Consider the following 25,909-nt stretch of genomic DNA (forward strand, 5'->3'; position numbering starts at 1 on the left):
CACTTGTTAATAATATCCTTTATTTCTATATCGCAATCACGAAATGATCCTTAACTTCGCGCCCAAAAATTTTCCGCTATGTGGGTATGGATTATTTTTATTGCGCTTATCATTGTGTTCTTAGCACTTGACCTTGGCGTTTTCCATAAAGAAGAACATGTTATCAAAAGTAAAGAGGCCGGTATCTGGACGGCCATTTGGGTAACCATAGCCTTGTCTTTTAGTGGTGTTATTTATTGGTTGTTTTCCAGTTGGCTTATCGAAAACCCTACCGGTCTGACCCCTAACAATGCCGTACTAAAATATATAACGGGTTATTTGATTGAACTCTCATTGAGCGTAGATAATGTTTTTGTTATCGCGGTCATATTTGCGGCCTTCAAGATTCCTCCAATTTATCAACATCGCGTTTTGTTTTGGGGTATTCTAGGTGCCATCGTATTTAGGGCCTTGATGATTTTATTCGGCGTTGCGCTTATAACCCGTTTCGAATGGATCATTTACGTTTTCGGGGTTTTCTTGCTATATACGGCCTTTAAAATGCTTAAAGGAGACGAGCATGAATTTAATCCCAAAAACTCTTGGGTATTTCGGCAGATAAAAAAAGTGTACCCTATAACAAATTCGATTCAAGGGCATGATTTTTTTGTAAAGCGGATGGGCGTAAAAGCCGCCACTCCCCTCTTCGTAGCCCTTATTGTTATCGAGTTGACCGATATTCTTTTCGCGCTGGATAGTATTCCCGCAATTTTGGCGATAACAGCAGATCCTTTTATCGTCTTTAGTTCAAATATCTTGGCGATATTGGGTCTACGTTCCATGTATTTCTTGATTTCAAGAATGTTGGATAAATTCCGGTTTATCAATTATAGCCTTGTCGTGATTCTTGCTTTTGTGGGACTCAAAATGCTATTTTCACACTATGTCCATTTACCCGAATGGGTTTCGTTATCGGTAATCTCCGTAGCATTGATTGGAGGAATAGTAGCCTCTTTGGTCATCCCAGAAAAAGAAGAATCGGTTTCTGAAGAGTAAGATTCGGCTACCCAGGTTCTTGGTTAAACAGTAGGCGGTAAATTTTCCCAACGCCCCAATTACCTAACGGAAAGTAAAGGGCGAAGAACAACGCCATAGCAAGTCCGAAAGAGCGCTGCCCCACAATGGTTTCCAAAATATTTCCCGGATAAGCGTAGGAAGTCTCAAGGGCATATCCAAAGAACTCCAAAAGGCACATGGCAATTAAACCGTAGGCGTATTGTTTATGGAAAGGAAAGTTTCTCAATAACAGTGAAATGGGAACCATGTACAGAATATAGCACGTGATGACTTGCCACCAATAGGTAAATTTGGCGATTTCCATTTGGGTGCCGAACCAGTTCATGCCCAATCCCCAAAGAAAATATATGACACAATAAATTACTATCAGATGTCGATCTACCTTGAGCTTCGCCTTGGCCCACTGAATAAACTCGGTCATTATTTGGAGGAAAGTTTAAGTTCGATTATTTCCAGTGCATTTTTGACAGTCTGCATTTGGTCCATATCGTCATTTTCAAGGGTGATATCAAAAGCATCTTCAACATCGAGAATGATGTCCACCAAATTGGCCGAATTGATGTTAAGTTCATTAATAAAATGACTTTCTTCGGAAATATCGCCTACCGAAACATCTTCAGGAAGGTAAATTTTAATAATATCCTTTAATTTTTGGTAGCGTTCTTCTTTATCCATAAAAATAGATTTCCTTCAATATTCACCGGCGTGTTATGCTAAGCTAAAACACTAAACTTCTCGAAGCATCAGTCGTTAAAAGCACCAAAAATAACACATGCATTGACATCGCCAAAACCAAAACTTGCCTTGGCCAATATTCTCGGTCGATACGCCCTTGTTTTTTGAGGAATTCGGGATGCATCGACAATTTTCACTATTTCTGGATGAAGATCTTGACAGTTTAGGTTTCCGAATAGTTCTTTCTTCCCAAATTGTAAAAGGGAAGCAACACTTTCGATGCTTCCAGCGGCGGCCAGACAATGTCCGAAGTGCCCTTTAAAGGAATTTACAAAAGGGAAATCCGTTCCCTGTCTGTCCAATGCCTCGCTCCAATTCTTTATTTCAACGGTATCTTTTGCGGTTGCGGTCAAATGTCCGTTGATGACATCTACCTCCGATTTTGATATGCCCGCATTTTCGAGGGCATCTACAATACAACGTTGTACCCCTTCGCTGTTCGGTGCAGTCATACTACCTTCTCCCCGTTGTCCCCCACTGTTTACGGCACCACCCAATACTTCGGCATAAATTTTGGCCCCACGCTCCAAAGCACATTCCAAGGATTCTAAAACCAGAGCTCCTGCCCCACTCCCAGGTACAAAACCTGAAGCCGTGGCACTCATTGGACGGCTGGCAGCGGGTGGATTTTCATTATACTGTCTGGGCAGAATTCGCATGGCATCGAAACCGCCCCACACATAAGGGCCGCTATCGCTGCAGCTGCCAGTCAAAATTCGTTTTGCCTTACCGGAAACAATTCGTTCATAGGCCATCAAGATTCCCTCGGTGCCTGTGGTACAGGCCGAAGAGTTGGTGGTCACTTGATTACCACAGCCTAGAATACCGCCCAAATAGGCACTAATGCCGCTGGCCATGGTCTGTAAAACTGTAGTGCTCCCCAATCGTCGAACACTTTTATCATCCACCAAATGAATGGACTCCCGAAACTTGTCTACACCCAAAATACCTGTGCCGAAAATGATACCGCTCTCCCAGTCCGGGGATTCTTTTGGAGAAATGGGCAGTCCGGCATCCTTCCAAGCATCTGTTCCGGCAATGACCCCATAGACGATTCCACTGGCATTTAGGCCCCGAAGTTGCAATGGGGTAAAGTATTGTTCCACCAGATTATCCTTTATTAAGGGTTCCCCTGCGATTTGGCAGCCGAATTCAAGTTCTTTTAATTTGGGTTGAAAACGAATGCCGCTTTTGCCATGTTGCATAGCATATGTAAAATCAGTCAGCCCCACTCCGTTTGGAGCACAAACGCCAAGTCCCGTAATGACAACACGTTTACGCATTTTGGTTGTTTTTTATCATTCCCGCAATGGTACCCTTGCACACCAATTTATCTTCAGCATTGTACATTTTTACGTTACATTTCAGCTTATGGAATCGAAAATAAAGTTTTTCCGCACGCACTGTCACAATTTCTCCCGGAGGTACAGGTAATAAAAATTCCATTTCAGAGGAACTGAGACCAATTTTTAAATTTTCCTTTTCTAGGATTTTATCCTGCGAAAGTAGAAATAGACCGAGACAGACCACACCGATTTGGGCGCAGCATTCAGTAAGTAGAACGCCTGGTGTTACAGGATTGCTTTTGAAGTGACCCTTATAAAAATCTGAATCTTTGGAGAAAGTATAGGTACCTTCGACGGTCTTTTCATCAATATGTATAAGTTCATCTACAAAAAGGAAGGGTTCTGTATAGGGAAGTTTTTCAAGTATTTCGGATGTCATACTGAGCCTGTCGAAGTGTTTTTTATAGGTATTTTGTGCTAATTGAGGTAGTTTATCATAGTCTCCGGAAATTAAGGCTTCTTTCTTTTTCCTACTCCAACCCTTAATTTGTTTTTCTCTAGTTATGGCCTCATCTGGAGTAAGAAATTTTTGAGACCATTTTAATTGAACAGGTCTTCGCTTGAAAGTATAGGCTTTTTGATCAATTCCAATGTTGTGCTGTTCTATTCTAAAATCAATATTGTTGGTAATTCCAACATAATAGGTTGAATCGGAACATTGAACAATATAGACGTAGTAAACTTTCATAAGTGCATAATACTTAAATAGGCATTACTTCAATAGTACTTTGGCCACACTTCGACAGGCTCAGTGTGACATCTTAATTAGGTATTTGTAAATTCATAGTAAGCTTTCTCCGCCATCAACTTTAATGATTGATCCCGTTATCCATTGCGCCTCGTCGGTTGTTAACAGATAGACCACATTGGCGACATCTTCGGGGGTGGTCAATCGTCCGTTCGGATTCCGCTCCAGGGCATTTTTCTTTAAAGTTTCGCTTCCCGAATCATGGAAAACGCTTGGGTCTCGGTAGCTCCTGCCTGAATACAGTTTGCTTTTATTCCCAACGGGGCAAATTCGAGAGCTATGTTACGGGTGATTGCCTCAAGGGTCACTTTCGCTGCGGATACAGCTGCATAACCAGGCCAAGCTCTGGTGTTTCCTTCACTGGTAAACGATATTATTCTTGTATCCTCAGCGAAGAGATGGGCATCCTTTGTTTCTTTTACCCAATCATAAAGGCTAAGGGCCATAGCATTCAGGGTGATAGTAAAATCTTGATGGTTCAATGTAGCCTCGGTTTCCGATTGCATAGGTTTCATGCTTCCTTTGGCGATACTATGCACCAAAACCCCTATTCGTTCGTCTTGGCTCAAACAGGATTTGATTTCATTAAGAGCTGACCGCCTTTTTTCAGGGTTAGCAGCATCGATGTTATAGCTTTTCACGTTGACATTTTCCGTCGAACGGATTTGTTCGAACGCTGTCTCAATTATTGGCAAATTGACCCTGGCATCACGATGCACGAGAATAAGATTAAAGCCATGACGAGCCAACTTCTTTGCGGTTGCCAGACCAAGGCCGCTGCTTCCGCCCAATATCAATGCCCAAAGTCTTTTTTTAATTATTTTTTTCGAACTCATGTTCCGTACTTGATATTTCGTCCCTCGTCCTTTGATTTACCATTCCAAAAGCACTCGTTGTGCGGAGAACCCGGGACCGAAACTCAATATTAGTCCCTCTTCTCCACGTTCCATATTTTTTTCCAAAAAACGCTCCAAGACATAGAGTACGGTTGCACTACTCATATTTCCATAAAGCCGAAGAGTCTCCCGGGTATCGTCAATATTCTTCCCTAAACTACCAAAAAGTTCCTCAACGGTCTGCACGATCTTTCTTCCACCAGGGTGAAAAATCAGATGGTCGACGTTTTCAATGCTAGTTCCATATTTAGCTAAAAAAGGATGTACAATTTCTGGGAAATGTTCTGATATCGTCTCTGGAACCGCGGGATCCAAGATCATTTTCAATCCGTGGTTGGTCAAATCGAAGCCCATCAGATGGGTCGCATCGGTAAAGTGGTACATCTCTTCCCCCTTTATTTTCGGACCGGCAGCATTTTCTTCCGAGGATAAGAGTACACATGCCGCACCATCGCCAAAGATGGCCGCACTCACCATATTGGCCATAGAAAAATCGTTCAATTGAAACGTAGCCGTCGGACTTTCCACGGCAACCACCGCCGCCCTCTTCCCGGGATTGGATTTTAAAAAGTTACTGGCATAGATAAGTCCTGAAACACCTGCGGCACATCCCATCTCCGTAACCGGTAATCGGACGATGTCTCGACGCAGCCCAATATCATTAATCAAATAGGCATCCAAAGAAGGAATCATAATACCAGTGCAACTGACCGTAATAATATAATCGAGGGACTCGACAGACCAATTGCTTTGTGAAAGGGCTTTTTGAAGCACTTTGTTGCCCAGCAACTTCACTTCACGGACATAAATCGCATTCTTATCTTTGAACGAGGTTGCGGTAAATACCTCTTCGATATTCATGATTCCGTAGCGTGTATCGACACCGGCGCCCTCAAAAATCTTGGTGACCTTTCTTCGAAACCGTTCGTCTTGATCGGCGAGCCATAGTTCAACGAAGGGGAGAATATCCTTTGTTTTTCGACAATAGGCAGGCAATACTTTCGCAACTTCGGTAATGTGAACGTCGTTCATAGATTCAGCTTAGTGGGTTATGCCGCATGACCCATACATAGCGATAGGCCCATTTCCATCGGATATCATGTGAAACAGACGGGAGTCTTTGGGAATATTCCTTCAATTCGCTTTTTATAAAGCCTTTTCGAATGGAAATCAATCCGTCAATTTTAGCAACTTTTGTTTTGATAAAAATACGACTAAAGCCCCTAAAAAGATAGTAGGCCCAGCGACTTCTTTGCAAATCGTTGATTACTACACCGATGCTGGTCAGTTCTATAAACTTTTGAAGAAAAATGAGCAATTGTGCATTGGTAAAATGATGCATGGTCAGCGTAGTCAATACGATATCGCATTCAAAATTTGATGGGTCCAATGCTACTATATCTTCGACCACATAAGAAATTTCCGGATAGTCCAACGATTCTCGCCCAGCAATTTGTAAAGCTTCCTTATTAAGGTCGATACCTATAAAACGGACGTTCAGCTTCTGTTTTCGGCAATAATCGGCCAATTCACGAAGCATAGCCCCATCACCACATCCCATATCGACAATAACATACGCTTCTTTCGGATTTTCATGGAAAAGTTTTGCGACGGCCTGTACGGTAATGGCATTGCCGCCCAGCATTCTGTTTACTCGATTTATGTCATCAAAGACCATGGGGAGGTTTTCAAAACCTTCCTGCATATTATCCATGATTTCCAATTGTGCACTACGGCGGCTAAAATCTATCATTAAATTCGATTTCCATGGGTCATTTTTATCAAGTTACGCAACAAGAACGGGGAATTTGTTATCCCCGTGAGCGCTATGTTTGAGAGTGTTTCGTTCAATAAAAGGTTTTGCAACAATCTACCCGTTTTAATGCGCTTTCCGAAAAGGTGATTCCATTCTCGTTGATAAGAGCTTTCGAGTTTTGAGCGGTCGCTATTTTCTTCCCTATAATATCGATGAATATGTTCAGAAACTACTTTGGCACTATGTATAGCCATCGCCATACCATTCCCACAAAGCGGATGTATCAATCCCGCCGAATCGCCACACATCAGAATATGGTTCTCTACGGCTGCCTTTTTTATGAAATGATATTTGTGCGATACTCAATGGTTCTTCAAAAATCGGTTTTGCATCTTTTAAAAATGTACGTAAATGTGGATTTTGGGAAATAACGTTTTCATTGAACTCCTGAACACTTTTATACTTCTGAAAACTTTTATAAGTCGCTAAATAGCAAAAGTTCAAGGCCCCACTTTCGGTCTTTGATAATCCTCCGTAACCTCCTTTAAATGTATGCAGCGCTACCAAATCATCTGGAAAATCATCATAAACATAATGTGATTTTATACCCAGCCAATGTGATTTTCTTTTAATGAAAGCTCTATCGAGCGACTTATCAATATTGCTTCTTTTGCCGAAAGCCCCGATAACAAATTTTGACGTGAACGCTCTATTTATATTCGTAAATACCTTAAAACCATTATTTTGAAACGAAATGGATGCAACTTTTTGAAATAAGAAGTTCGCCCCCAATGAAACTGCCTTTTGGTATAATAAATTATCAAAGGTATAACGGCTAATACCAAAACCGCCCAAGGGTAGTTTTGTTTTTACAGATTTACCTTTGCCGGTAGAAAGTAGTAGCGTATTTATGGAAATAGGCCGAACTTCCTCAAGGCCAACCCCCAAATGATCTAGATAATCGTGTACCTCGTTTGAAACATACTCTCCACAGACCTTGTGTCTTGGAAAAGTGTCTTTTTCAATGACTAAAACACTATGTTTTTTCAAGGTCAAATCGAGGGCTGCGGTCAGTCCGGCCAAACCGGCTCCGACAATAATAATGTCATAGTGTTCCACCAACGAAAGATAGCGATTAAAACAAAGAATCCCGATGCCAAAGCATCGGGATTCCTGGTACAATTAGAAAACAGTTATTCTAGTTTCCCGTTTTTTCCTTGGCCTCTTCCTTGAGTTCTTCATTGGCTACAATCGCCAGCTCTACCCTTCGGTTCTTTGCTTTTCCCTCGGAGGTATCATTACTCTCTCGAGGTTGACTTTCCCCGTACCATTTGGTGGTAAAACGCCCTGCAGTAATTCCTTTGGCTACCAAATACTGTGTCACGGATTCCGCACGTTGTTGCGAAAGCATCATGTTGTAGTCGTCTGGCCCGGCACTATCGGTATGGCCTTCTACCAAAATATACGATTTCGGATACTCTTTGAAAATACCTGCCAATTTATCCAAAGTAGTAGCCGATGTTCCTTTGACTCCCGATTTATTGGTATCAAAATAGACACCGGCATCTTCATTGAAGATTACGTTAATTCCTTCTCCGACCCGAGTTACCTCCGCACCAGGAATTTCTTCTTCGATACGTTCCGCCTGACGATCCATGCGGTCGCCAATATAGCCACCGGCAACACCGCCTACTACTGCGCCGATTATTGCACCTAAAGCGGTATTATTGCCTTTACCGACATTATTACCGAGAACACCACCAATTACGGCACCGCTAGTCGCGCCCACGGTAGCTCCTCGTTGTTTATGACTTGAGTTCTTTACTGCTTTGCAGCTCGTTAGCAAAGCAAATGATAGTAATACATAAATACTTTTTCTTATTAGATTTTTCATGGGGATTTTGTTTATGATTTTTTAGTAAAGGAATAAACAACGTTGACTACTTTGCCATCAACGGTAGCATTTGACTTTAAGGTCATTTCTGTTTCCGTAAGATTGGTTATGTTCAAACGATAACCGAGTCCTCCGGAAATATCCTTATTCTTCTCATCGATCATTTTGAATTGCAATTGACTGGAATAATTGGCAGAAGGTTCCACAACCGACCAGCGGATAAAGCGATCACCGCCATTACATAATGTAGACGGAGCAATCGTGTATCTTCCGGTACTGTTATTGTCCCTAAAGAACCATTCACTGCCCTCGAAACAAATGTCTTCCGCATCATTGAATAAGACGGATTTGAAGTTCCCAGTGGCATTTTCGTACGAAACATCGTTTAGGGTCCATGTGCCGCTCAAAAGATTCCGTTTGCCTCGGGCGTCTTTAGAAACAGAACATGAAGCAGTCAATAAGACCAAGGAAATAACAATTAAAAGGTGTTTTCTCATCATCAATACTATTTGGGGTTTGATTATATACGATACGAATCGAAATTTCGATGTTCATACTAACGTTCAAATATCAATTATATGATGCAAGGTGCAATATTTATGATGCGGACATGTGTGGAAAGAAATCAAATAATAACGCTATCACTTAATAGGCTAAAAGGTCGAGCAAATCGCTCTCAAATCGTTGTTTTGGCAAGTAGTTATCTTCTAAAGTCTTAGCGAATGGAATAGGTGTTTCCAAACTAGCCACTCGTTTTATGGGACCATCGAGATACTCAAAGCAATGTTCCATGACCAACGCGGAAATATCACTGGCGATTCCGCCAAAAAGGCTATCCTCTTGTAGAACAATAAGTTTGCCCGTCTTTTTTACGGATGAATAAATGGATTCCATATCCAAAGGCATCAAAGTTCGCAGATCAATAAGTTCGGCTGAAATCTCGGGATGTTTTTGAAGTGTTTCCAACGCCCAATGCACTCCTGCCCCATAGGAAACGATGGTAATCGCATCCCCTTCTTTTAGAATACTTGCTTTTCCAAAAGGCAGTGTATAATAATCGGTGGGCACCTCTTGATAGATACTGCGATACAAACCTTTGTGTTCAAAAAACAGTACAGGGTTCGGGTCATTGATAGCGGTTGCGAGCAATCCCTTGGCATCGTGTGGAAAAGCGGGATAGGCCACCTTGAGTCCCGGAGTTTTTGTAAACCAAGCTTCATTGGTCTGTGAATGAAAAGGTCCGGCCCCTACGCCACCTCCACAGGGCATACGAATCACCACATCGGCCTTTTCGGCCCAGCGATAATGTGATTTTGCCAAGTAATTAACAATAGGATTAAAACCTGTACTCACAAAATCGGCGAACTGCATCTCCATCACGGCCTTCATGCCATTGATGGAAAGACCCATGGCCGCTGCAACCACAGCTGATTCACATATCGGGGTATTACGAACCCTTTCTTTGCCGAAGGCCTCGACGAAACCGTCGGTTATTTTAAAGACACCACCGTAATCGGCAATGTCTTGACCCATGATGACGAGATCGTCATGTTTTTCCATAGACTGCTTTAAACCCTGTGAAATGGCATCGACCAGACGTATGTTGTCTTTTTTATCATTAGGAACAACTTCATCATATTCGAACGAATGGAACACTTCGGCCAATTCTTTGTTCAAATTCGGTTCAACCTCAGGTTCATCAAAGGCTAATTGTAAGTTCTCGTCAATCTCGTGAATGATTCCTTTTTTGATTTCAACCTCTTTCTCTTCCGAAAGTATATTTTCATTGCGCAAGAACTCCAAATAGTTTTCCAAGGGATCTTTGGCGGCCCATTTATCCATCAAATCTTGGGGTACATATTTTGTTCCACTGGCCTCTTCATGGCCCCTCATCCGAAACGTATCGAAAATTAATAAAACCGGCGCGGGTTTTTGGCGTATTCGTTTGCAAATGGCATCGACCATGCTATAAACCTCTAGAATATTGTTGCCGTCAATCGTATACGATTCCATTCCGTACCCAATGCCTTTGTCCGCAAGTTTTTTACAGGCATACTGTTCATTTGTAGGTGTTGACAGACCATATCCATTATTCTCGATACAGAAAAGAACAGGTAAATTCCAGACAGATGCAATGTTTAGCGCCTCGTGAAAGTCACCTTCGCTGGTACCCCCTTCCCCCGAAAAAACGGCGGTGACTTTTTTCCTATTCTTGAGCACATCGGCCAGGGCAATGCCATCGGCCACTCCCAATTGCGGACCAAGATGCGAAATCATACCTACGATTTTGTAGTCTTGGGTCCCGAAGTGAAAACTTCGGTCTCGGCCTTTTGTAAATCCATTTTCTTTACCCTGCCATTGTGCGAACAATCGGTCGAGGGGAATATTTCTCGTGGTAAACACCCCTAAGTTTCGGTGCATGGGAAGCACATATTCATCGGCTTCCAAGGCGCTCGTTACGCCAACTGAAATAGCTTCTTGACCTATACCACTGAACCATTTTGAAATCTTGCCCTGACGTAGTAGAATCAACATTTTTTCTTCTATCATTCGCGGTTTGAGCATCCTTTCATAGAGAGAAATCTGCGTTTTGGTATCAATGCCCTTGTTGTTGAATTGCATGAAGTATGTCTAATGTAGCATCAAAAGTAACAAAAATGCGACCAATATCGATGCATTTTGACCTGCACCATACCCGTATATTTTATTAACTTTGAACAAACCCTAAATAGGAAGTTATGAGTGCCATACCCAGTGTAGATTTAACAGATTTTGTATCGGAATATGAAGGTAGAAAAGAAAAATTCACCAAAGAAATTGGAAAAGCATTCGAAGAAATCGGTTTTGTTGCCCTAAGCGGACATTTCCTATCGGAAGAACTGGTCGAAGACCTCTATGCCGAGATTAAAAAGTTTTTCGATTTACCTCAAGAAGTCAAGAACAACTATGAAATAGAAGGAATAGGAGGTCAAAGGGGATATACCTCGTTTGGGAAAGAACACGCTAAAGGAAGAAAAGAGGGCGATTTGAAAGAATTTTGGCATTTCGGGCAATATGTAGGAGGCGATGCCAAACTAGCGGCCGAATATCCGGATAATGTAATAGTTTCCGAACTCCCCAAGTTCAACGAAGTTGGTAAGGAAGCTTACAAAATGTTGGAAAAGACCGCGAAATATGTACTTCGAGCCTTGGCATTACATTTAGGTCTCGAGGAGAACTATTTTGATGAATATATCAAAAATGGCAATTCCATTTTACGGCCTATACACTACCCGCCTATCACCTCGGAACCAAAGAACGCTGTAAGGGCCGCAGCGCACGGCGACATCAATTTGATAACCTTGTTGATGGGCGCTCATGGCCGGGGACTCCAGGTCAAAAACCATAATGGGGAATGGGTCGATGCCATCGCTCGGCCCGATCAACTGATGATCAATGTGGGCGACATGCTATCACGACTGACCAACAATAAACTAAAGTCAACTATCCATCAGGTCGTGAACCCTCCACGAGAGCTTTGGGGCACTTCACGTTATTCCATACCGTTTTTTATGCACCCCATTAGTGAGATGTTACTGAATTGCTTAGGGGAATGTGTAGATGCCGAACATCCCAAACAGTTTAAGGACATAACCGCAGGGGAATTTTTGCATGAACGATTGATTGAGCTTGGGTTAAAAAAAGCCTGATTTAACGGCATTTCTTCTTTTATCTCTGCAACAATAAGGGAAGTGTGTCGTTTTCTTAATAATTCGATTTGAGGAATCAAACGACAAAACCCCGAACTAACCACCATGAAAAATCTATCTTTTGTTGTAGTTGCTTTGTTATTTTTTACCAATATTAATGCCCAAATCAACTTTGAACCGGCTTATTTTATTAATAATACAGATGTTAAAACGGATTGTTTCATCCGAAATGTGGATTGGAAAAACAACCCAACAAGTTTTGAATACAAGCTTGGCAAAGATGACGATTCAAGAATAGCTTCCCTTTCAGATATCAAAGAATTTAAGGTAAACAACGAATCCCGATATGTAAGGGCCAAGGTAAGAATGAACCGTGCCACGGATAATAATAATGCCTTGGATACTAATAAAGATATCGTTTTCAAAGAAGAAGAAGTTTTTCTAAAAACACTTAGCGAAGGCGATGCGTTACTCTACTATTTTGAGGATAATAATTTACGAAAGTTTTTTTATCAGGTCGATAACTCCAATATCGAACCCCTAATATACAAGAGATATCGAAAGTCGTTAACTGAAATAGCAAGTATAAACACTTTCAGGCAACAGTTATGGAACGAATTGAAATGTGATGAAATATCAAGGAATTTTGTGAACTCGGTCAACTACAAAATTGACGACTTGATCGATATATTTGAGAAATACAATGAATGCAAGGATCCGACCTATGCCAATGATCAAAAAGGAAGACAAAACCTGGGTTCAACTTATCCGTAAGACCCGGAATCGACTATACCTCTCTTTCAATTACCAACACCAATGCAAGAACCAGAAATGTTGATTTTGATGCAGAAATGAACTTCAGATTAGGAGTCGAATTGGAAGGCATATTGCCCTTTAACAAAAATAAATGGAGTATGTTCATTGAGCCGACCTTTCACTCCTATTCCTCAGAGAAGCAAACGGAACCGACTGCGTTCAACTCGAATACGAGCCTGGCAACCGTTGATTACAAATCAATTGAGATTCCCATGGGTTTTAGGCACTATATGTTTTTAAACGATAACGCCAAGCTTTTTGCAAATGTTGGGTATGTCGTAGATATCCCGTTAAATGCAAGTGTTGCATACGAAAGTAATTTTGGCACTACTCGTATTGAGTTTGGGTCAAATGGTAGTTTTGTCTTCGGGGTAGGCTTCAAGTATAACAATAAAATAGGTATTGAAGCTAGATATATAGGAAAGAGGGAAATTTTTGGCAACGGGGCTTTCGTCTCCTACTTTTCGGATTATCAGGGATATTCCCTTATTTTTGGATATACATTATTCTAATCATGGATTTAAAGGACCAACTCAAAAATTTATTTCCAGAACATATTTCCGAAGAACAGGAAGCTCCGACATCGAAAAGCGATATTTGGTTACAAGAAGAACCTATAATTTGCAAATACGAAAAGCGAAACGGGAAACCGATTACCATTTTGGAAAACTATAATGGCACCGATGCTGATTTTAAGAAATTGACCAAAGAGCTCAAGACCAAACTAAGTGTTGGAGGTACCTTTAAAGAAGGTAAAATCATCATTCAAGGAGATTATCGCGACCGTATCATGGCCCTTTTACAAGAAAAAGGATTTTCAACAAAGCGTGTTGGTGGATAACTAAAACAATATTGCAAAAATTAAAATGAAAAGGTTGCGCACTTTTCTGTTAATTTTTTTGTTTTTTTCGATTAAATGTTACTTTTAGAAGCCAAAACACAAACAGCCTCGCCCATGAGTTCCCTTTTGCACATTACCAACGGTGATAGTTTTACAGAAAAGCTCAAAGAATTAAATTTAAAAGGGGACATTATCACATGGCGGGAAATGCTTTGTGAGGGCAGAACGGAGACCAATGTGGGAAGCGAATCCTTTTGGAAAACACGCTTCGAATTTCTTCACAAGAACTACAAGGTTACCAAATCTATCTTCATTGAAAAGACTTTAAAAGAGTACCGATCTTTGTGCAATCATAAACAACAAGATCAAATCGTCCTCTGGTTCGAATATGACCTATTTTGTCAGGTTAATATGTTGGCCGTGCTCAGTTGGTTAAAAGCCAACCGAAAATATGCCGAAATATCTTTGGTTTGTAGCGGTAAAGAAGATGACACGGACAAATTATACGGTTTGAGCGAACTTAACAACGAACAATTGCTCAAACTATACGAGAATCGTATTGTGTTGACCCAAGATGATGTTGAATATGCCGACTATGTTTGGCAACTATATTGTAGCGATAACCCCATTCGATTGGAAAATCTTCGAGACTTCGGTCAGTTTCAATTTGAATATCTTTCCGAAGCTATCAAAGCACATCTTCAACGATTTCCTACGATTAAAAATGGTTTGAATGCTTTAGAAAACCACGTATTGGACTTTTCATTCTCCAAAAAACCAAAATCAAAAGTAGAATTGCTTGGCGGATTGCTAAAGAACCAAGGCAATTATGGTTTTGGAGACACGCAGTTCGATAGAATTCTGACCACGCTGAAACCTCTGTATACTTCGTTTAATCCGGTAAAATTATCCAAAAAAGGAAAGGATATTTTGGAAGGAAAAACAAACTACTACTCGCATATTCGAGATAATGAAGCCTACTTAGGCGGCGCACTCAAATATAACTACCTCTACAATACCACTTCGAACAGAATATTAAAATTATAATATGGGGCTTGGGCCTTCGGAGCTTATCCTAAATGCCGACGGCAGCATTTACCATCTCAACCTGTTACCCAAAGATATCGCCGATACTATTATTACGGTTGGCGACCCTGATCGCGTTGTGGATGTTTCAAAATATTTTGATTCCATCCAGGTAAAAAAAGGAAAACGGGAATTTCATACCCATACCGGAATACTAAATGGACGGCGCCTTACTGTTATTTCGACCGGTATAGGAACCGACAATATCGATATCGTACTGAACGAGCTTGATGCCTTGGCAAACATTGATTTCAAGGATAGAACCGTAAAGAAAAATCATATACGATTACGCATTGTCAGAATTGGGACTTCCGGTGCAATTCAACCTGAAATTCCAGTCGATTCTTTCGTTTTGAGCGAATATGCTTTAGGACTTGATGGGCTTCTTCATTTTTATAAAAGCGATTCAATACAGGAAAAAATGATTTCAGATCACTTCGTGAAGCACTCGGGTTGGGAAACGAAAAAGGCAGCTCCATACGTCGTCAAATGTGATGAAGAATTGGCCCGAATTTTCAACTCAAATCATATACGATTTGGAGTGACTGCAACAAACGCCGGTTTTTACGGCCCGCAAGGTAGAAAGTTAAGATTGCCCCCCGACAATGAGCGAATGAATCAAAACCTTTCCACTTTTATCTTCGAGAATATGAAAATCACAAATTTAGAAATGGAGACAGCAGGAATTTACGGGCTAGCAAAACTTATGGGGCACCAAGCGATTTCCTTAAATTGTATTCTGGCCAATCGTGCCACAGGTACATTTTCTAAAAACCCTTCAAATTCCACGGAAGAACTCATTAAATTTACCTTGGACAAGTTAACTTCTTAAATTTTCAATCCCAAAAATCCGTCTGTACAATTCCTGAATTTCAAAAATAGCAATTGGAATTTGGAATTTGTTTTTTGGAATTTACTATTCTTGTATGAGGTTTTCAAAATCCAAATTTCTAATTTTTACAAGCAAGTTGATCCATGAAAAAGGTAAAAATAGTCGGCGTTCCTGAGCATTTCAATCTGCCTTGGCATATGGCCATCGAAGAAGGAGCTTTTGAAGAACGTGGAATCGATTTGCAATGGAAAGATATTCCGGAAGGCACGGGAAAAATGTGCCAGATGCTTATGGATAACGAGACCGATCTCGCCATTATTCTTACCGAGGGCATTGTCAAGAGTATTACAGAGGGTAATCCTGTGAAAATTATTCAGGAATATATTGCCACTCCACTACAATGGGGCATACATGTTGGGGCAAAAAGCAATTTTAAATCCATTCCCGATTTGGAAAACGCCACGGCGGCCATTAGTCGCTTTGGAAGCGGAAGCCATCTTATGGCCTATGTCAATGCCCAGAACCAAGGATGGAATACCGAGCATCTTGAGTTTAAAGTCATTAATAACCTAAAAGGGGCTGTCGAAGCCTTGACAAAAGGCGAGGCCGATTACTTTATGTGGGAACACTTTACGACCAAACCTTTGGTCGATAAGGGCGTTTTTAGAAGACTGGATGACTGCCCTACCCCATGGCCTTGTTTCGTAATTGCCGGTACTGATAGTTTTTTAGCGGAACACAAGGGAATTTTAGACCATATTCTCGAAGTCATTAATGGTTATACTTCGGAGTTCAAACAAATACCTAGTATTGATAGAACTTTGGCCAATCGCTATGGTCAACGGTTGGTCGATATTCAAGAATGGCTATCGTTGACGCGCTGGAGCCAAGAAAGATTAGATCCACAAATACTGAATTTGGTGCAGGAGACACTGCTGGACCCTGCATTGATTAAGAAAAAGTTAAATCCTGAAGAAATTTTAGCATCTTTTGACAAATAAAGTATTTCGTAGGTCTACCCTATGCATCAAAAATGAGTTTCAGCTAATATTAGCGAGGTATTCGTGTGGTAAGAAACTACCATTGAATGGGCGTTCGCCCTTGGTTTTTTAAAAATGTATTTGCTCGGCTAAAATGCTTGTTGCCGAACCAAAACCCTCGATTGGCACTGAGAGGCGAAGGGTGGCCTGAGGTCAATATATGGTGTTTGGTTTTATCGATCAATACGGACTTCTTCTTGGCAAATCCGCCCCATAGCAGGAATATAAGACCCTTCTTTTCCTCTGAAAGTTTGTGGATCACGGCATCGGTAAAAGTTTCCCAGCCTTTGTTTTGATGGCTTCCGGCTTGGTGTGCGCGAACAGTCAACGTAGCATTCAATAAAAGTACGCCTTGATCAGCCCAACGTTCCAAATTGCCGCTTTTGGGGTATGGCACCCCTAAGTCCGTCTCAATTTCCTTAAAAATATTGATTAATGAAGGTGGATGCGGAATTCCTTCTTTGACGGAAAAACAAAGTCCGTTGGCCTGATTTGGGCCATGATATGGATCTTGCCCTATAATGACTATTTGTGTTTTATCGAAAGGTGAATGGTCGAAGGCCGAAAAGATATCCTTACCTTTTGGATAGCAGGTGTATTGTTTGTATTCGGTCTTAACAAAATCTGCTAAATCTTTGAAGTATGGTTTTTCAAATTCCAATATCAATTGAGATTTCCAACTTTGATCAATGTTTACTTGCATTTTAACTCAATTCAAAAACTATGTAAGAATTCCAAAAATAAGGGATTGTCACGTTGACCAACAATAATCTAAGTGATATTTCTCGCAAATTGTGTGATTCCGAAGAATTAGGATTATTTTTTTAATTCATAATTTTTGCAAGAAATAATCCATCGGAAGCTGATAGAATTATACACTTGCTAAGTACAAAATAAGCTTTTGGGCTTATAATCCTACTTTATAAGCTTTAAGACTTATAACCATCTATTATAAGCTTTAAGACTTATAATCATGCATTATAAGCTTTTAAGCTTATATTTTTATATATTTGTATCCAACATTCCTAAAAAATATGAACAAAGCTGTTATTTCAGGTGATATTGTAGCCTTTACAAGTTTGTCAAAGAGCAACAAAGAGTTGGCAGAAAGTCATATAAAACTACTTTTGCAAGAGCTTGGCACTAGGTACGATTGCTATGCCAGATTGGTCAAGGGCGATTATATCGAATGTGTTGTGCCAAATCCGCAAGATGCCCTGACCATTGCCCTATTGATAAAAACCAAGATAAAGTCGATTCCGATTACCTCTGAAAAGAACGGGGACAACAGAGTCCAGTACTTCGAAAACTATGGTATCCGTCTTGCCATTGGTTATGGTACCCTGCAACGTTTTGACACCGAAAAAGGAATCATCGATGGCGAAGCAATCTACATGTCTGGGCGAAAAATCAACGAAGAAGATACGCATACGATGGACCGTATCAGTATAAAGAACACGTTGTTCTTCGTCTCTAGGGATGAGTCGTTAAATAATAGTTTAGAGTCTATGTTGCTTCTTCTCGACTTTGTAATGAACAAGGCAACCGCTAGGCAATCGGAGGTACTGTATTACAAATTATTGAGCAATAACGAAGAGACTATCGCCAAAAAAATGGGCATTTCGCAACCAGCGGTCAATCAGCACTCGAATAGCGCAGGTTGGAACGCCATTGAAAAAGCCGTTCAATACTTCCACGAAACCCTTAAAAACCGTTAAATGGATAGCTACCAACTTGTACTACTACAATTTCTGGCCCACTTGCTTACGGATTATACTTTTCAGACCGACAAAAGTGCCGCCAGCAAGAATAAAAAAGGTTTTAGAAGCAAATACCTTAAATGGCATGTATTAATCATGTTCGTGACCTCTTGGGTACTTTCCTTTCAACCCACCTTTGTTTTAGGAGCGCTCACAATTGCCGGCACCCATTGGGTTATTGACGGCATAAAACCACAGCTTAACCAAAACAAATATTTGGGTCGCCATGCTTTTTTTATCGACCAAGGCTTGCATTTGTCAATAATTGGACTCATAGTATATTTTTATAATTCTTATTTTCAATTAGATACGTTATTTAACATACAGTTTAACTCTAAATATTTGATTTTGATTATTGCCTACCTTTTTTGTGGAAAACCTGCCAATATTCTTATCAAGGAAATTTTCAAGGCATCAAGAATAAAGTTCCAGGGTATGAACAAAGAAGAACTGCCTAACGCTGGAAGACTCATCGGCATAATCGAAAGATGGCTAGTACTCACATTTATACTAATCAATCAATTCAGTGCCGTAGGCTTTTTGATTGCCGCAAAATCGATTTTAAGGTACAGGGATGGCGAGAAAATTTTCAGCAAGACCGAATATGTGCTTATAGGTACCTTGTTGAGTTTCGGAATTGCAATCGGAGTGGGCATTTTGATAGGCTGGTCCATATCGCCCGATAATTGAGAAAACGGCTCAATGTCCCCAACTACTATTCAAATTGAAGATAGGCCAATTGACTTTTTAAAAGCTTCTTGTCGTCAATGCGCTTTTTTAATATGTCGATATATTCTAGATCTTCTCCATTGTTGTCATATTCATAGGCTTTCGATGCCCAAGACAACGCTTCCTCCAAGTTATCGACTCTTTCACTAAGCACCGCCAAGTTATGGCAACTTCTTCGGCGTATTTTTGCATCTTGATGCTCTACGTCCAATTCCAATACTTTCTTGGCGCCTGACCAATCCTCATTTTCGGCCAGTTCATTGGCCAAAACAAGATTGTCCGTACCCTTTATGTAATATTCCCTAGAAACACTATTCTTGAAAGGCAACAACCGCTGTCCGTATTGACTTCCGTTCGTTCGACTTTGTTGCATTAAGGTTTCTTTTCTATCTCCAATGGCCTGATATGCAGCTAAGGCATCTTTGCCCTTGCCAGTAGATGTGATTTGGTCATTGAAAACAATCTCATCGATGACCTGTCTATTTTGCGGATAATATATGCGCCATCCATTCTCTATCAAAGTTTCAAGGGTAATCTCTTGCGCCTTTACCTTAACCTGGTCTCGAATCAGATTTCGGTCCAACATCGATGTCTTTTTAACCGATACCTTGGTGTCGGTTTCATAGAAAGCCATTGCAAAAACTGCATCAACGTTATTTTTCGTGCACAAAGACTCGATATTCGACCAAGGAATGCCACTTGAATTCGACCCAAAATCAGAGGTTTCACCTGACCCCTGTTCCAACATTTTTACTTCCTCAAAACGATTGTCTTTTAACAATTCATCGAAGAGGCCATTTATAGCGGCATCCTTACCCTTTTTGGTCAACCACTTCTCTTGGGCTAGGACCAAACGGTTCATACCGTTCGTTTCACCTTCCATATCCGTTGTGGATTCGGCATTGGCAATTACGCCTATTCTCTTAATCTGATTGGAAAGCTCAACAGGCGAAGGTTCCGTTGTATGAAGTACGATCTGCTTCGTAGTTCCACAACTGGTGAACAATATTATAACGGCAAATACAGTCAAATAAAAGCCATGCTTTTTCATGATAGATAGGTTAAGTCTATTTACCAAAACATTTTTAAGGCCAATTTATTGCGTTAAGGCGTTATTACATAACACTTTAAACCAATTTTATTTAAGGGGGTGATTCCGTAATGAATAAGTTCGAGAAATCGGTATAATTAATGCAAAAGTTAGTTCATAGACCTCTTGAAAACCAGAGATTTTTCAGCTAACTTCGTTATCATGCGCTATAAGGAATTGAAACTCCTCCTACCTCAACGATAGCGAAACCTCTTAAATCCAAGTATTTTCCCTACCAATCCATACCTTTGCCATCGGTTTTATATTTATAGATGGGCAAAATACACCAAAAGACACTTCAAGACCTTGAATTTCCTACCGTATTGCAGCAACTTATGGCACGTTGTAATACCGATTTGGGAAAGGAGCGTGTTTTTGACATTGCCCCGCTTTCAGACTCCGAATCCATTTTACAGGCATTGGGCCAAACGGCCGAATACCTATCTTCCCTAATAAGTGAAAACCGTATTCCCAATCATGGTTTCGATTCCATTGGCGGAGATTTAAAATTGCTTAGAATCGAGAATACCACTTTGGAAATTAGTGGATTCAAAAGAATCGCCTCGATTTGTAATACAGTTACCACCCACAAAAAGTTCTTTAAAAAATTCAAGGAATACTATCCGTTGCTCTTTTCGGCTTCCGATGAAATTGAAACGAACACTGAAATTCCCAAACAAATCGATGCCGTAATCGACCGCTTTGGGGAAGTCAAGGATAAGGCCTCCGACTCCCTTTTTCAAATCAGAAGGCAAATGAACCAGGTGAAGGGAAAAATCGGTCAAAGCTTTGCTTCGGCCTTGAACACCTACCATGGCTCGGATTATTTGGACGATATACGGGAGTCTGTTGTCGAGAACCGTCGGGTTTTGGCCGTAAAGGCGATGTACCGTAGAAAAGTAAAAGGCTCCGTCATGGGTACTTCGAAAACCGGAAGTATCGTTTATATCGAACCCGAAGTGACCTTAAAATATAGTAGGGAACTTAATAATTTAGAATTCGATGAAAGGGATGAGATACAGCGTATTTTAAACGAACTAACGGCAAACATAAGGCCTTACGGCTCTCTTTTGTCCAATTTTCAGGAGTTTCTAACCCGTATCGACATTACGGCAGCAAAGGCGAAATATGCTTCGGACACCAATTCGTTGCTTCCTGAAATCAATACAGAGAAGCGGTTGTACCTTCGGGATGCGTACCACCCGTTGCTGTATCTGAGTAATAAATTAAAAAAGGCGAAGACCTATCCGCAGACCATAGAATTGCATCCCGAAAACAGCATTATCGTAATCTCCGGGCCGAATGCAGGAGGAAAAAGTATCACCCTTAAGACCATTGGTTTGCTTCAGGTGATGCTGCAATCAGGACTTCTAATTCCCGTTCATGAAAGAAGTTCGGTTTGTTTATTTGACACTATTTTGACCGATATTGGTGATAATCAGTCCATCGAAAACCATCTGAGCACTTACAGCTACCGTTTAAAGAACATGAACAGTTTCTTGCGAAAATGTAATGAGGACACCCTATTCCTAATTGATGAATTCGGCACTGGAAGCGACCCAGAACTCGGAGGTGCCTTGGCCGAAGCTTTTTTGGAAGTCTTTTATGAGCGCGGTGCCTACGGTGTCATTACCACCCATTACGCAAATCTAAAAGCCTTGGCCGACGAGTTGCCCCATACCACGAATGCGAACATGCTTTTTGACGCCAAGAGTCTTGAACCCACCTTCCAATTGATGTTGGGCGAAGCAGGTAGTTCCTTCACGTTTGAGGTAGCGCAAAAAAACGGAATCCCCTACTCCCTTATCAACAAAGCAAAGAAGAAGATAGAGCGCGGCAAAGTCCGTTTTGATGCCACCATAGCCAAACTACAAAAAGAACGCAGCAAAATGGCTAAAACAGGCTCCAGATTGCAAGAAGAGGAGTCCAAAGCCAGGGAAGAAGCCGCACGTTTGGAGAAATTGAACGCCAAGGTCAAATCAAAGCTTGAGAACTATCAAGAACTGTATGATCATGACCAACGCATGATCCAATTGGGAAACAAAATCGATAAAGCGGCCGCAAAGTACTTTCAGGATAATAAAAAACGGATTTTGGTCTCCGAACTCATTCGGATCGTGGAGACCGAAAACAGCAAGCGTAAAAAGAAAACGGCCAATCAAGCCAAGGCCGAACGTGCTAAAAAGGCACAGGTAGTACAAGAGGTACAAAAAGAGGTCCAAGTTATTCGTGAGAAGAAAAAAGTGGAAAAGAAAAAGGCCATTATCAAGGAAAAGAACAAACCACGTCCGATTTTTAAGGTCGGTGATCGGGTTCGCATGCATGATGGTAAGGCCGTAGGAAGTATCGATAGCTTGGAAAAGAACAAGGCCATTGTGAATTACGGTATGTTTACGACCAATGTGAGTGTGGACCAACTAGAACTAGTAAAGAGTTAATCTACCAAACATGAAAAAGAAAATACAAGTTAAATTTTTTATAGTGGGCATCATGCTCTCTATTTCCTGTAGTAGCGATGATAAGGTTGCCATACCACCCGCCGAAGATAATTTAAGTATCAACGCTCAAGTCGATGAGTATCCAGTGGCAGGGGACGAGGTTGCCACGGTAAATTCAAAATTGACCGGTGAACTGATCTTTACCTTACTTGGTGTCTCGGTAGATAATGCCCTTGAAATAAATTCAGAATCAGGGGTTTTGACCGTGGTCAACGCTTTTGCCTATGATTATGAACGGAGCGCTGAAATAACCGGGGATGTGGTTGTCTCCAATGGGTCGGAGACCGAACTATGGTCTTTGATAGTGGCGATAAGGAACATCGATGATATTGAATATTGGCTTACCGATTCAAAAATAGCATATCAATCGGCGAATTCTGGAAATTGGATTCCCGTTACCGAAGACGAATACCTTGAATTATCATTGCAAATGAGCGGTATCAGTAAATCGGGCACCACCGATATTTTGTATGAACAAGGCCTAAGCGCAGGAATTTATGAAACCTATAGTAGCGCTACTGTGGCGAACGACCTTTCTAGCCTTCCGGAAGACAGTTATGTTTTTGCCATTAAATACCTTGCCATCGGCAATCAAATAGCAGGCAACAAGGTAAAAGTCTCGGATAGTTCGGTAAACGAAGGGTTTACCGATTTGGGAAACGCTTTACCATCGCATAATGAGGGACAACACTATTTTGTTTTGAAAGGTGCTGGAAAATCGACCACGACAAGCCGCGGATTTTTAGGAATCTACTCGCAGAACGGCTTATCTTATGATGTCGAAGGCAATGCACAGGGCACCCACTTTTTCGGTGAAGGCGATACGAATATGCTCGACGATGAATCAAATTCCGTGCAGCGTGTCTGCATCTACCAAGGCTTAAGTACCCCCATAAAGCAATGGGACTAAAAGTCCATAAACCACTGTAAAAACAACAGCCGATACCCAAGTTGTTGAATCGCAACTTTAGATACCGACTGTGCAAACTTCAAATAAAATTCCCCCGATTTTTATTTAAAGAAATTAACTTTTTTAAAGATCAAAAGGCCCAATAAAACCCCAACCCAAGCTTTCGTTGGAAATTACATATTGTGTACCTGCCTTGTTGAATAATAGATATTGACGGTTATTGCCTAGGTCGAACCCAATTCCTGCACCAACGCTTTCAAAAGGTAGCGTACCATTTCCCCATTCAGAAATGTCATTTAGGCCATTAAATTGATTCGGATTGTTCGAATACCTTGAAAATTGGGTTCCATCCCGATTGATCATGTACCGGTCGGAAGGACCGCCATTATAGCTTCTAAATACAATTGCTCCGATGCCGTTGACTGCAAATGGGTTGTCTCCTGCCGCAAGATTTTCGATATTGTTGAGATTATTTCTCCATGTCTGACCGTCTAAAACATAATTGTAGAAAAGCCCACTTTGCGACATGAACATAATTGTCGTGTCCTGCGAACTCCCCAAAGAGGTATTACAGGCGGCCCCGATACCGTCATTGCCAAAAGGGTACTCGCCTTCATAGAGATCCTCGATTGGGAAAGGGCCTTCCAATTGGGCATTTGCGCTGCGCATAAACTCTTTTCCGTCAGCGCTTATCAGAACAAATTCGGTGCCTTGAACACAGTATGCCGCACCGACAGCTCCCATTCTAGATAATACCTGGCCTTTCCAGTGGGCGGTATGTATAGGTTCGCCGCCAGTTCCTGAGGCAGGTGTGCATTCTGTTACATCGTACTTGGTAGCCAACTGTACCCCCACAATTTGATTGGTGTTGACGCTTCGCACGACATAACTTAAGGGCAATCCGGTCGATATGGTACTACTTTCTGCAAGAAGGTCGACGAGTTCGGAAAGGTTTCCGCCTATCGTTCTTATGGTAGACTCTGATTCTCCCCCGAAGGCCATGACCTTAATTTTCACTTCACTAAGATCGTTCAAATAAGAAGCATCGATTTCCACATCCGTTTTACCGGCCACGGCATTGAATTCTGCCTCGACAGCAGCATTCATTTCGGTGTAGGTGGATGTGGATTCCACCAGCATATAGTAAATTCTTCCGTAAGAAACATCGCTAATATAGGTTGCCGGATTGCCGGCCTGTACATATTTTGCTAAATCTTCGGGTGTCACCGAATCGGCGAACAGTCCTTTTAGGCTCGTGGGAATGTCAAAAGACATCGTATAAAAATTTTGCTTTAGCTCGACCAAAATTCGGTTGTACTCCCTTTCGGTGCTAAAATCGAAATCTGCACTGACCTCGGCAAAAGCATTCTCGAAATCGACCCCTAAGCTCAAGGCTAGGGCTTGCCTGCTTTGCACCTGACTGTAATTAAAGGAAAAATTTGCAGGAAGATCCTGTGGAGCGTTTGCAATGATATTGTTCATGGCGTCTTGAATGGAGCTTTTGGCCACTTTGTCAACTGCAAAACTTGAAGCAAGGTTGCCGTTATTCAAATTGTAGGACACGGTTCCGCCAGCTCTTTCGACAGCAATAACATCGGGGGTCGCTTTTTTAAGCGATTTTCCCTGCAGTAAGCTTCCAGGGTATATTACCGAGGCATTTGGATTGAAAAGTGGGAAACCATCTCTCCCCGTTCCACCACCCCGAAGCGCATCATAGGTTTTGGTCGTACAGTTCCACACCTCACCGTCTATAACTTCATTAGTCTCTTTTTCTTCAAAAAGATCTTCAGATGTTTCCGGTTGCTCGAAGTCCCCTGCATCGGTTACCACTTTTGAGAATTCCGCTTCTAGGTTTTCCTGTTCTGGTATCGGGTCCGGGTTATCACCTCCACTTTCCTTACTGCATGATATACTAACGATTAGTAATAAACCTAGGATAATTTGTTTCAAGGTAATCGGTCTTGTTTTCATATTGTTTTGTTTTTATGGATTCAACACCTCAAAACTATCTGCATATCATACTCCTACCTAATTTTGTCCATGGACAAAGTATGGACAACCCATATAGATTTAACTAAAAAAGAGTATGGACACTCGAATTTTGATACGTTTGAAAGAAAACCTGAAACATTAATAAATACTACACTTAAAAGGATTTATATATAAAATAACCCTTGTCAAAACAGT

The 25,909-nt window shown here is 41.2% G+C and carries 25 protein-coding genes and 1 pseudogene; 12 read left to right on the forward strand and 14 right to left on the reverse strand.

Annotated elements, in window-relative coordinates; translation table 11 throughout:
- Positions 1-78 precede the first annotated feature (78 nt).
- Positions 79-1,035: a TerC family protein gene (locus N8A86_RS19605; protein WP_273566921.1), complete on the forward strand. Its 957-nt coding sequence runs from the start codon at positions 79-81 to the stop codon at positions 1,033-1,035.
- A 7-nt stretch (positions 1,036-1,042) separates the two neighbouring features.
- On the opposite strand, the gene N8A86_RS19610 is transcribed toward N8A86_RS19605, so the two are convergent.
- The 11 genes and pseudogenes from N8A86_RS19610 to N8A86_RS19665 all read right to left on the reverse strand — a co-directional run bounded on the left by N8A86_RS19610 (position 1,043) and on the right by N8A86_RS19665 (position 11,053).
- Positions 1,043-1,477 (reverse strand): hypothetical protein, encoded by a 435-nt coding sequence (locus N8A86_RS19610; protein WP_273566922.1) that lies wholly within the window; start codon positions 1,475-1,477, stop codon positions 1,043-1,045.
- Entirely contained in the window at positions 1,477-1,731 is a 255-nt protein-coding gene (locus tag N8A86_RS19615) for an acyl carrier protein (protein ID WP_273566923.1), read from the reverse strand. Before N8A86_RS19615 ends, N8A86_RS19610 begins: the two co-directional genes overlap by 1 nt.
- 68 nt (positions 1,732-1,799) lie before the next feature.
- Positions 1,800-3,074, reverse strand: a complete 1,275-nt coding sequence (locus N8A86_RS19620; RefSeq protein WP_273566924.1) for a beta-ketoacyl-[acyl-carrier-protein] synthase family protein — start codon at positions 3,072-3,074, stop codon at positions 1,800-1,802.
- Positions 3,067-3,825: a GIY-YIG nuclease family protein gene (locus N8A86_RS21810; protein WP_337251672.1), complete on the reverse strand. Its 759-nt coding sequence runs from the start codon at positions 3,823-3,825 to the stop codon at positions 3,067-3,069. The genes N8A86_RS19620 and N8A86_RS21810 overlap by 8 nt, the downstream gene beginning before the upstream one ends.
- A 93-nt stretch (positions 3,826-3,918) precedes the next feature.
- A pseudogene (locus tag N8A86_RS19635) lies at positions 3,919-4,721 on the reverse strand (SDR family oxidoreductase).
- Between the two features lie 36 nt (positions 4,722-4,757).
- The gene (locus N8A86_RS19640; protein ID WP_273566925.1) at positions 4,758-5,813 is read right to left on the reverse strand and encodes a type III polyketide synthase; all 1,056 of its coding nucleotides are present in this window, start codon (positions 5,811-5,813) and stop codon (positions 4,758-4,760) included.
- Positions 5,814-5,817: 4 nt separating this feature from the next.
- On the reverse strand, positions 5,818-6,534 hold the full coding sequence (locus tag N8A86_RS19645; protein ID WP_273566926.1) for a methyltransferase domain-containing protein: 717 nt from the start codon (positions 6,532-6,534) through the stop codon (positions 5,818-5,820).
- A gap of 243 nt (positions 6,535-6,777) precedes the next feature.
- A complete protein-coding gene (locus tag N8A86_RS19650; RefSeq protein WP_337251818.1) occupies positions 6,778-7,656 on the reverse strand; it encodes an NAD(P)/FAD-dependent oxidoreductase in 879 nt (292 codons plus the stop codon).
- 79 nt (positions 7,657-7,735) lie between these two features.
- Positions 7,736-8,431 (reverse strand): YiaD family glycine zipper/OmpA-like lipoprotein, encoded by a 696-nt coding sequence (locus tag N8A86_RS19655; RefSeq protein WP_273566927.1) that lies wholly within the window; start codon positions 8,429-8,431, stop codon positions 7,736-7,738.
- An 11-nt stretch (positions 8,432-8,442) separates the two neighbouring features.
- Positions 8,443-8,931, reverse strand: a complete 489-nt coding sequence (locus N8A86_RS19660) for a lipocalin family protein (RefSeq protein WP_273566928.1) — start codon at positions 8,929-8,931, stop codon at positions 8,443-8,445.
- 145 nt (positions 8,932-9,076) lie between these two features.
- Entirely contained in the window at positions 9,077-11,053 is a 1,977-nt protein-coding gene (locus tag N8A86_RS19665; RefSeq protein WP_273566929.1) for an alpha-ketoacid dehydrogenase subunit alpha/beta, read from the reverse strand.
- A gap of 116 nt (positions 11,054-11,169) precedes the next feature.
- Between N8A86_RS19665 and N8A86_RS19670 the strand changes: the two genes are divergently transcribed.
- The 7 genes from N8A86_RS19670 (at position 11,170) to N8A86_RS19700 (ending at position 16,696) form a co-directional block, all read left to right on the forward strand.
- Positions 11,170-12,120, forward strand: coding sequence for an isopenicillin N synthase family dioxygenase (locus N8A86_RS19670; protein WP_273566930.1), 951 nt, complete (start codon positions 11,170-11,172; stop codon positions 12,118-12,120).
- Positions 12,121-12,225: 105 nt separating this feature from the next.
- The gene (locus N8A86_RS19675; protein WP_273566931.1) at positions 12,226-12,894 is read left to right on the forward strand and encodes a hypothetical protein; all 669 of its coding nucleotides are present in this window, start codon (positions 12,226-12,228) and stop codon (positions 12,892-12,894) included.
- 29 nt (positions 12,895-12,923) lie between these two features.
- A complete protein-coding gene (locus N8A86_RS19680; protein WP_273569105.1) occupies positions 12,924-13,448 on the forward strand; it encodes an outer membrane beta-barrel protein in 525 nt (174 codons plus the stop codon).
- A 2-nt stretch (positions 13,449-13,450) separates the two neighbouring features.
- Positions 13,451-13,777 carry a translation initiation factor gene (locus N8A86_RS19685; protein WP_273566932.1) on the forward strand — a complete coding sequence of 109 codons (327 nt, stop codon included), beginning with the start codon at positions 13,451-13,453 and terminating at the stop codon, positions 13,775-13,777.
- Between the two features lie 114 nt (positions 13,778-13,891).
- Entirely contained in the window at positions 13,892-14,824 is a 933-nt protein-coding gene (locus tag N8A86_RS19690) for a DUF1835 domain-containing protein (protein WP_273566933.1), read from the forward strand.
- Between the two features lies 1 nt (position 14,825).
- Complete coding sequence (locus tag N8A86_RS19695; RefSeq protein ID WP_273566934.1) at positions 14,826-15,695, forward strand: nucleoside phosphorylase; 870 nt, start codon at positions 14,826-14,828, stop codon at positions 15,693-15,695.
- A gap of 143 nt (positions 15,696-15,838) precedes the next feature.
- On the forward strand, positions 15,839-16,696 hold the full coding sequence (locus tag N8A86_RS19700; RefSeq protein WP_273566935.1) for a substrate-binding domain-containing protein: 858 nt from the start codon (positions 15,839-15,841) through the stop codon (positions 16,694-16,696).
- 76 nt (positions 16,697-16,772) lie between these two features.
- Here the strand turns inward: N8A86_RS19700 and N8A86_RS19705 are convergent, their stop codons facing one another.
- A complete protein-coding gene (locus N8A86_RS19705; protein WP_273566936.1) occupies positions 16,773-17,438 on the reverse strand; it encodes a uracil-DNA glycosylase in 666 nt (221 codons plus the stop codon).
- A gap of 331 nt (positions 17,439-17,769) precedes the next feature.
- Here N8A86_RS19705 and N8A86_RS19710 point away from each other — a divergent pair, with 331 nt between their 5' ends.
- Positions 17,770-18,453 carry a fumarate hydratase gene (locus N8A86_RS19710; protein WP_273566937.1) on the forward strand — a complete coding sequence of 228 codons (684 nt, stop codon included), beginning with the start codon at positions 17,770-17,772 and terminating at the stop codon, positions 18,451-18,453.
- Positions 18,454-19,185 (forward strand): DUF3307 domain-containing protein, encoded by a 732-nt coding sequence (locus N8A86_RS19715; RefSeq protein ID WP_273566938.1) that lies wholly within the window; start codon positions 18,454-18,456, stop codon positions 19,183-19,185. It begins immediately after the preceding gene.
- 25 nt (positions 19,186-19,210) lie between these two features.
- Here the strand turns inward: N8A86_RS19715 and N8A86_RS19720 are convergent, their stop codons facing one another.
- Positions 19,211-20,275, reverse strand: a complete 1,065-nt coding sequence (locus N8A86_RS19720) for a DUF6340 family protein (RefSeq protein WP_273566939.1) — start codon at positions 20,273-20,275, stop codon at positions 19,211-19,213.
- Between the two features lie 311 nt (positions 20,276-20,586).
- Between N8A86_RS19720 and N8A86_RS19725 the strand changes: the two genes are divergently transcribed.
- On the forward strand, positions 20,587-22,752 hold the full coding sequence (locus N8A86_RS19725) for an endonuclease MutS2 (RefSeq protein WP_273566940.1): 2,166 nt from the start codon (positions 20,587-20,589) through the stop codon (positions 22,750-22,752).
- Between the two features lie 10 nt (positions 22,753-22,762).
- A complete protein-coding gene (locus N8A86_RS19730) occupies positions 22,763-23,722 on the forward strand; it encodes a cadherin repeat domain-containing protein (RefSeq protein WP_273566941.1) in 960 nt (319 codons plus the stop codon).
- 123 nt (positions 23,723-23,845) lie between these two features.
- Here the strand turns inward: N8A86_RS19730 and N8A86_RS19735 are convergent, their stop codons facing one another.
- Positions 23,846-25,693 carry a thiol-activated cytolysin family protein gene (locus N8A86_RS19735; RefSeq protein WP_273566942.1) on the reverse strand — a complete coding sequence of 616 codons (1,848 nt, stop codon included), beginning with the start codon at positions 25,691-25,693 and terminating at the stop codon, positions 23,846-23,848.
- Positions 25,694-25,909: the final 216 nt, after the last annotated feature.

It is taken from the genome of Maribacter halichondriae (assembly GCF_027474825.1).
GTDB lineage: Bacteria > Bacteroidota > Bacteroidia > Flavobacteriales > Flavobacteriaceae > Meishania > Meishania halichondriae.

Excerpts from the sequence above, each read along its gene's own strand:
- N8A86_RS19730 (WP_273566941.1), top strand. The coding sequence starts at position 22,763 with ATGAAAAAGAAAATACAAGTTAAATTTTTTATAGTGGGCATCATGCTC.
- N8A86_RS19690 (WP_273566933.1), top strand. The coding sequence starts at position 13,892 with ATGAGTTCCCTTTTGCACATTACCAACGGTGATAGTTTTACAGAAAAG.
- N8A86_RS19645 (WP_273566926.1), bottom strand. The coding sequence starts at position 6,534 with ATGATAGATTTTAGCCGCCGTAGTGCACAATTGGAAATCATGGATAAT.
- N8A86_RS19715 (WP_273566938.1), top strand. The coding sequence starts at position 18,454 with ATGGATAGCTACCAACTTGTACTACTACAATTTCTGGCCCACTTGCTT.
- N8A86_RS19705 (WP_273566936.1), bottom strand. The coding sequence starts at position 17,438 with ATGCAAGTAAACATTGATCAAAGTTGGAAATCTCAATTGATATTGGAA.
- N8A86_RS21810 (WP_337251672.1), bottom strand. The coding sequence starts at position 3,825 with ATGAAAGTTTACTACGTCTATATTGTTCAATGTTCCGATTCAACCTAT.
- N8A86_RS19675 (WP_273566931.1), top strand. The coding sequence starts at position 12,226 with ATGAAAAATCTATCTTTTGTTGTAGTTGCTTTGTTATTTTTTACCAAT.
- N8A86_RS19640 (WP_273566925.1), bottom strand. The coding sequence starts at position 5,813 with ATGAACGACGTTCACATTACCGAAGTTGCGAAAGTATTGCCTGCCTAT.
- N8A86_RS19700 (WP_273566935.1), top strand. The coding sequence starts at position 15,839 with ATGAAAAAGGTAAAAATAGTCGGCGTTCCTGAGCATTTCAATCTGCCT.
- N8A86_RS19695 (WP_273566934.1), top strand. The coding sequence starts at position 14,826 with ATGGGGCTTGGGCCTTCGGAGCTTATCCTAAATGCCGACGGCAGCATT.
- N8A86_RS19605 (WP_273566921.1), top strand. The coding sequence starts at position 79 with ATGTGGGTATGGATTATTTTTATTGCGCTTATCATTGTGTTCTTAGCA.
- N8A86_RS19725 (WP_273566940.1), top strand. The coding sequence starts at position 20,587 with ATGGGCAAAATACACCAAAAGACACTTCAAGACCTTGAATTTCCTACC.
- N8A86_RS19720 (WP_273566939.1), bottom strand. The coding sequence starts at position 20,275 with ATGAAAAAGCATGGCTTTTATTTGACTGTATTTGCCGTTATAATATTG.
- N8A86_RS19735 (WP_273566942.1), bottom strand. The coding sequence starts at position 25,693 with ATGAAAACAAGACCGATTACCTTGAAACAAATTATCCTAGGTTTATTA.
- N8A86_RS19710 (WP_273566937.1), top strand. The coding sequence starts at position 17,770 with ATGAACAAAGCTGTTATTTCAGGTGATATTGTAGCCTTTACAAGTTTG.
- N8A86_RS19655 (WP_273566927.1), bottom strand. The coding sequence starts at position 8,431 with ATGAAAAATCTAATAAGAAAAAGTATTTATGTATTACTATCATTTGCT.
- N8A86_RS19660 (WP_273566928.1), bottom strand. The coding sequence starts at position 8,931 with ATGATGAGAAAACACCTTTTAATTGTTATTTCCTTGGTCTTATTGACT.
- N8A86_RS19615 (WP_273566923.1), bottom strand. The coding sequence starts at position 1,731 with ATGGATAAAGAAGAACGCTACCAAAAATTAAAGGATATTATTAAAATT.
- N8A86_RS19685 (WP_273566932.1), top strand. The coding sequence starts at position 13,451 with ATGGATTTAAAGGACCAACTCAAAAATTTATTTCCAGAACATATTTCC.
- N8A86_RS19670 (WP_273566930.1), top strand. The coding sequence starts at position 11,170 with ATGAGTGCCATACCCAGTGTAGATTTAACAGATTTTGTATCGGAATAT.
- N8A86_RS19665 (WP_273566929.1), bottom strand. The coding sequence starts at position 11,053 with ATGCAATTCAACAACAAGGGCATTGATACCAAAACGCAGATTTCTCTC.
- N8A86_RS19620 (WP_273566924.1), bottom strand. The coding sequence starts at position 3,074 with ATGCGTAAACGTGTTGTCATTACGGGACTTGGCGTTTGTGCTCCAAAC.
- N8A86_RS19610 (WP_273566922.1), bottom strand. The coding sequence starts at position 1,477 with ATGACCGAGTTTATTCAGTGGGCCAAGGCGAAGCTCAAGGTAGATCGA.